Source organism: Symbiobacterium terraclitae, from assembly GCF_017874315.1.
Classification (GTDB): Bacteria; Bacillota; Sulfobacillia; order Symbiobacteriales; family Symbiobacteriaceae; genus Symbiobacterium; species Symbiobacterium terraclitae.
Window position 1 is genome coordinate 44801 of record NZ_JAGGLG010000032.1, and the last position, 6044, is coordinate 50844.

The 6044-nt window shown below is 71.8% G+C and carries 6 protein-coding genes; 4 read left to right on the plus strand and 2 right to left on the minus strand.

Annotation, left to right across the window (positions count from 1 at the left end):
* Positions 1-10: 10 nt before the first annotated feature.
* From J2Z79_RS15295 to J2Z79_RS15305, 3 genes are all read left to right on the plus strand, one after another.
* Positions 11-280 (plus strand): hypothetical protein, encoded by a 270-nt coding sequence (locus tag J2Z79_RS15295; RefSeq protein WP_209467764.1) that lies wholly within the window; start codon positions 11-13, stop codon positions 278-280.
* A gap of 85 nt (positions 281-365) precedes the next feature.
* On the plus strand, positions 366-1718 hold the full coding sequence (locus J2Z79_RS15300) for a glucose-6-phosphate isomerase (protein WP_209467765.1): 1353 nt from the start codon (positions 366-368) through the stop codon (positions 1716-1718).
* A gap of 13 nt (positions 1719-1731) precedes the next feature.
* Positions 1732-3216, plus strand: coding sequence for a rhomboid family intramembrane serine protease (locus J2Z79_RS15305; RefSeq protein ID WP_209467766.1), 1485 nt, complete (start codon positions 1732-1734; stop codon positions 3214-3216).
* Between the two features lie 54 nt (positions 3217-3270).
* On the opposite strand, the gene J2Z79_RS15310 is transcribed toward J2Z79_RS15305, so the two are convergent.
* Positions 3271-3531, minus strand: coding sequence for an RNA recognition motif domain-containing protein (locus tag J2Z79_RS15310; protein ID WP_209467767.1), 261 nt, complete (start codon positions 3529-3531; stop codon positions 3271-3273).
* 110 nt (positions 3532-3641) lie between these two features.
* On the minus strand, positions 3642-4193 hold the full coding sequence (locus J2Z79_RS15315; RefSeq protein WP_209467768.1) for a chromate transporter: 552 nt from the start codon (positions 4191-4193) through the stop codon (positions 3642-3644).
* A gap of 155 nt (positions 4194-4348) precedes the next feature.
* Here J2Z79_RS15315 and J2Z79_RS15320 point away from each other — a divergent pair, with 155 nt between their 5' ends.
* Positions 4349-5797 carry a DUF92 domain-containing protein gene (locus tag J2Z79_RS15320; protein WP_209467769.1) on the plus strand — a complete coding sequence of 483 codons (1449 nt, stop codon included), beginning with the start codon at positions 4349-4351 and terminating at the stop codon, positions 5795-5797.
* The last annotated feature ends 247 nt before the right edge of the window (positions 5798-6044 follow it).

A 6044-nucleotide genomic window follows, 5' to 3' on the forward strand; every position in this document is an offset into this window, starting at 1 on the left:
GGCGGTGCCCGTGAGGACCGCGCGCTTCTCCTTCTCCGGACTCCCTGTCACCAGGCGGCAGGACCCCGATCGGGCCACCGCGGGCCGGCCCCCGCGGAGGCGCCGGCCGGACCCGCTGGCCGGCGTGCTGGCCGCCCTCCGGGGCCACCAGGTGACCCTTCTGGTGGGCGGGCGGCTGCTGGCCGGGAAGCTGATCTCAGCCGACCCCGTGATCCTGGTGGACGGCGCCGGCAACGCCACCGCGGTCCGCCGCTCCGCCATCTCGGCCGTGCGCTTCTGAGGCTGTCCGTGCACCATGGCGTATTTGAACCATGGCGCACACGCCCTATAATGAGAGGGAGATTTCCGCCTGGAGGTAACGGCACATGAATCCCTCGCTTCGCTTCGATGTCTCCCGGGCTGCAGCGTTCGTGGCACCCCATGAGATCGAGTACCAGGCGGCGGCCGTCCGCGCCGCCCACGACCTGCTCCACGGGCGACGGGGGCCCGGGGCCGAGTTCACCGGCTGGCTGGACCTGCCCGAGCGCTACGACCGGGAGGAGTTCCGGCGCATCCAGGAGGCCGCCGCCCGCATCCGGAGCGACTCCGATGCGCTGGTGGTCATCGGGATCGGCGGCTCCTACCTGGGCGCCAGGGCCACGGTCGAGGCGCTGGGCCACGCCTTCCACAACCTGCTGCCCAAGGACCGGCGGCCCGGCCCGCAGATCTTCTTCGCCGGCAAGGACCTGAGCCCCGTCTACCTCACCCACCTGTTCGAGGTGCTGGAGGGGAAGGAGGTCTCGGTCAACGTCGTCTCCAAGTCGGGCACGACCACGGAGCCGGCCATCGCCTTCCGGATCTTCCGCGAGTACCTGGAGCGCCGCTACGGCAAGGAGGGCGCCCGCAGGCGCATCTACGCCACCACCGACCGCCGGCGGGGCATCCTGAAGCAGGTGGCCGACGCCGAGGGCTACGAGTCCTTCGTCATCCCCGACGAGGTGGGCGGCCGCTACTCGGTGCTGACCGCGGTGGGCCTGCTGCCCATCGCCGCCGCCGGCATCGACATCGCGCAGCTGATGGCCGGCGCGGCCTCCGCCATGGCGGAGTACGCCGAGCCCGACCTCGCGCAGAACCCCTGCTACCAGTACGCCGCGGCGCGCCACGCCCTCTACCGGAAGGGCCGGACGACCGAGCTGCTGGTGACCTACGAGCCGGCGCTGCGCTCCACCGCCGAGTGGTGGAAGCAGCTGTTCGGCGAGTCGGAAGGGAAGGACGGCAAGGGCATCTTCCCGGCCTCGGTGGAGTTCACCACCGATCTGCACTCGATGGGCCAGTACATCCAGGACGGCCTGCGGAACCTGTTCGAGACGGTGGTGCAGGTGGAGCGGCCGCGGGCCGACATCGCCATCTCCGGCGGCGACGCGGGCGACGGGCTGGGGTTCCTGGAGGGGCAGACCCTGGACCACGTCAACCGCATGGCCCTCGCCGGCACGCTGCTGGCCCACACCGACGGCGGCGTGCCCAACCTGCTGCTCACCCTGCCGGAGCTGACGCCCTACCACTACGGCCAGATGATCTACTTCTTCGAGAAGGCCTGCGCCATCAGCGGCTACCTCCTGGGGGTGAACCCCTTCGACCAGCCCGGCGTGGAGGCCTACAAGCAGAACATGTACGCCCTTCTGGGCAAGCCTGGGTTCGAGGCGCGCCGGGCGGAGCTGGAGCGGCGTCTCAACGGGTAGAGGAGGCTTGCCTGTGGACCTGGGCGGGTACGTGGAGGCGGCGGGCCAGCGGTTCGGCGAGTTCGGCGGCTTCGCGCCGGCGGCGCCGGAGGCCCTGCCGCCGATGCTGGCGCAGTGGGCCGGGGTCGTGCTGGACCGGGAGGAGCCCGGCCTGCTGACGCGCGTGGCCGTCGTGCCGCTGGGGGCGGGTTCGCTGCTGCCGGCCCTGCGGGACGAGCTGGCCGCGAGCCTGGCCGCCTCCGCCCGCGCCAGGGGATGGGAGACGCTGGGCCTCCTCCTGCTGGTCTCGGAGTCGGCCGTGACCCGGGAGGCCTACGACCGCGTGCAGGGGCTGGTGTACAGCGCCCGGCGGGTGAGGGTGGTCCCCTGGATCGTCGACCTGCCCCGGGGCCGCCTGTACGGCCACCGCGGCCCGCCCTTCGGCGTGGACCCCGACCTGGCGGTGCTGGCGGCCCCGTCGCCGGATGCGCCCGTCCCCGAGGCGGCGGCCCCTCCGGCTCCCGGCCTGCTCAGGCGGCGCGGCACCGTGCCCTGGCTCACCGTGGGCCTGACGGCCTCCATCGTGCTGGTCTGGACGGCGATGACGCTCCTGGGCGGCGGCCTGGGTGCGACCGAGGACTCGGAGACGCTCTACCGCTGGGGCGCGGCCCTGCGCCCCCACCTGCTCGCAGACGGCGAGTACTGGCGCCTGCTCACGGCCGGGTTCCTGCACATCGGCGCCGCTCACCTGGCGATGAACGCCCTGTCGCTCTGGTGGGTGGGGCAGGTGGTGGAGGCCCTGTTCGGCCCGACCCGGATGCTCTTCATCTACCTCTTCGCGCTGGTGGCGGGCAGCGCCGCGAGCGTCATGTTCGGCCCGCCCCTGGTGCTGAGCGCCGGGGCCAGCGGGGCGATTTTCGGCCTGCTGGGCGCGCTGGTCTGGTACCGGATCGCCGGGCCGGAGCGGCAGCGGCTGCAGCAGGTGCCCCTGCTCGTTGTCCTGATCCTGAACCTCGGCTACGGGCTGATCGCCCACGAGATCGTCGACAACTGGAACCACGTCGCGGGACTGGCGGCCGGCTTCCTGGCTGCCGCCGCGGCCGGCGTGCCGTTGACGAGGCCGTCGGGCGGGCCGGCGTCCCGCCCCTCGCCGGTCGTGCGGGGGCTGAGGCTCGCCGCCGCGCTCGCCCTGGCGGGGCTGGCTGCAGCCACCGTGGCCGGTGCGCTGCCCCTGCCCGGCCCGTCCCAGCGGCTGGCGACCGCCCTCACCGCGTGGCACGGGGGCCGCCTGGAGGAGGCCGCGGCCGGCCTCGAGTCCGTGGCGGCGGCGTATCCGGGCGACACGCACCTGGAGCTGACCCTGGCCTGGGTCTACCTGGAGCAGGGGCGGTTCGGCGAGGCCCGCGGCCTCGCCGAACGGGTGCTGGCGGTCGAGCCGCAGAGCGCCGAGGCCCGGCGGCTCCTCCGGGCCATCGAGTTCTTCGCCGGGGCCGGCCACGGAGGCCGCGGCTCGCCCTAAGAGAATCAGCGCCCCCGATCAGATCGGGGGCGCTGTTGTTGGCTGTTGACGGGTCTAGGCGCGAGCGGGGCGGCTCTGAGCCAGATTGACGGTCAGGACCCGGCCGTTGTAAGGCTGGCCGTTCCAGGCCTCGATGGCCCGGGCAGCGTCGGCCTCCTCCATGTCGACGAAACCGAAACCGCGGCTGCGGTTGGTCTCGCGATCGAGGACGATCTTCGAGCGCTTCACCTCGCCGAACTGGGAGAACAGCTCATGCAGATCCTCATCCGTGGTAGCCCAGGGCAGGTTCCCAACGAAAATGCTGACAACGGCCAAGTCTGACAGCCTCCTAAACGAGAATCACGAATCCGGGATTATGTCTTCGCCCTGGTTTTGCAGAACCCTGCTGCCATGGATAACTTTCTATTGCTGAGCCTAAATCAAACTCAGCGGAGGAAGAGGGCGCCGACCAGGAGCGCGCCCACCACGCCGTAGATGGGCGAGAGCTTCATGTAGTGGACCGAGATGAAGAAGGCCGCGGCGATGGCGAAGGGCAGCCAGTTCACGGGCGCGCCGCTGCGCGGCTGGAAGGCGTAGCCGGCGAAGTCCATGGCGAGCATGGCCAGCATGACGAAGACGACGGGCCGGATGCCGGCCACCATGCCCTTGAGCACGGGGCTGTCCTTGAAGCGGACCATCAGCCCTGCCAGCGCGACCATGACCACGCCCACCGGGAGGGTGACCGCGATCAGGGACACCAGCGCGCCGGGCCAGCCCGCTACCCGGTAGCCGATGTACATGGTCAGCTTGGTCGCGATGGGTCCGGGCAGGGCATTGCCCATGGCCAGTGCGGTACCGAACTCCTCCCGGGAGACCCATGAGAACACCTCCACGGCCTCGTGCTCGTACAGGGGCACGATGGAGGGGCCGCCCCCGAAGCCAAGGAGCGTGGCACGGCTGAAGCCGATGAAGAGATCCAGCAAGGTCTTCCACATCATAGCAAGCCCCGCCTTTCCCGGTTCGACTGAAAACCATGCTTACCATACCATATTGCGGCAGATGAGACCACGGTCCTTTAGGCTGTGAGCATTTCTGGCAGGTGATCCTCCCGGACGGAGCGAAGTCCCCCCTGTCGCAACAGGGAGGTATGCAGATGGGTGACCTCTGGGCACTGGTTCTGGCCTTCGCCTACGTGGGCGCGGTGGTGGCCGTCGGCGAGGGCGCGCACCGGCTGGGGCTCTCCCGCCCCGTCGCGCGCAAGGTGATCCACGTCGGGGTCGGCCTGTGGATCATCGGGACCGTCCTGCTCTTCGAGAGCCGCTACCTGGCCGCGGTGCCCGCGCTGGTCTCGGTCGCCGCCAACTACGTCATCCACCGCCGGCGCCTCCTGGGGTCTGTGGCCGCCGAGGCCGAGAACCTGGGCACGGTCTGGTTCCCCGTCTCCTTCGCCCTGCTGGTTCTGTTCGCCTGGGACGAGCCCGCCGCGCTGGTCGGCGGGGTGCTCGCGATGACCGTCGGCGACGCCCTGGCCTCCACCGTGGGGCTGCGCTGGGGCAGGCGGCAGTACGCCACCCTGGGCGGCCGCACCAAGAGCCTGGAGGGCTCGCTGGCCATGTTCGGGGCGACGCTGCTGACTACCCTGGCCACCCTGTGGGTCGTGGCGCCGCCCCTGCCGCCCGCCGCCCAGGCGGGGCTGGCGGTCCTGGCCGCCGTGGCCGCCGCCTGCGCGGAGAGCGTGGGCATCAAGGGGCGCGACAACCTCTGGGTTCCCCTGGGCACCGGCCTCCTGCTCTGGGCGGGGCTCAGGCTGTTCCCCCACCTGTTGCCCGGCCTGGGCGCGGGGGCGGCGCTCTCCGCCGCCATCGGACTCCTGGCCTGGTGGAAGCGGTCGCTCAGCCCCAGCGGTACCCTGGGCGCCATCCTGACCGGTACGCCGCTCTTCGGCCTGGGCGGCTGGGCCGGGGGCCTGGCGCTGGTGGCCTTCTTCGTCTCGGGCAGTGCGCTCTCCCACCTGTTCCGGGACCGCAAGGCGCCCGTGGAGGCCGACTTCGCCAAGACCGGGACGCGGGACCTCGGGCAGGCGCTGGCCAACGGCGGGGTGGCCGCCGCCGCGGCGGTGGGCTACGCCGTCAGCGGCGACCCGGCGTGGATGGGCGCGGTGCTGGGCGGCATCGCCGCCGCGTCCGCCGACACCTGGGCGACCGAGCTGGGCGTCCTCTCCCGCACGGCCCCCCGGATGGTCACCACCTTCCGGGAGGTGCCGCCCGGCACCAGCGGGGCGGTGTCGCTGACGGGCACCCTGGCCGGCCTGGGCGGCGCAGCCCTCGTCGGGCTGGTCGCCGCCCTCGCGGACCCTGTCTGGTGGCGGCTGATGCCGTGGGTCGCCGCCGCCGGCATCGCCGGGGCCTTCGCCGACTCGCTGCTGGGGGCCACGGTGCAGGCCGTCTACTGGTGCCCCCGCTGCGGGAAGGAGACCGAGCGGACGCTGCACGGCTGCGGCAGCACGACCCGTCTGCACCGGGGCCTGCCGGCGGTCAGCAACGACCTGGTGAACCTGGCAGCCACCCTGGTGGGGGCGGCGGCGGGGTTTCTGGCGGTATAGGCAGAGAGTCGGGCACCCGCCCGGGTGTCCGGCGCTGCTCGCAGCGCGGCCAGGCGGCCCCGGCATTTCCGTTAGCATGCGCAGAATCGAAGGACCAGGCAGCGAGCTACGCTGCCTGGTCCTGATCTTGGTACGCCTCGCAGTCTACGTGACTAGGGGGTTCAAGTCCCCCCTGTGCCTTTGCTCGTTTCACTTGGCACTGTAGCCTAAGAACAGTCCGCATGCCGAGAGGCGCGGATGGCAGGGT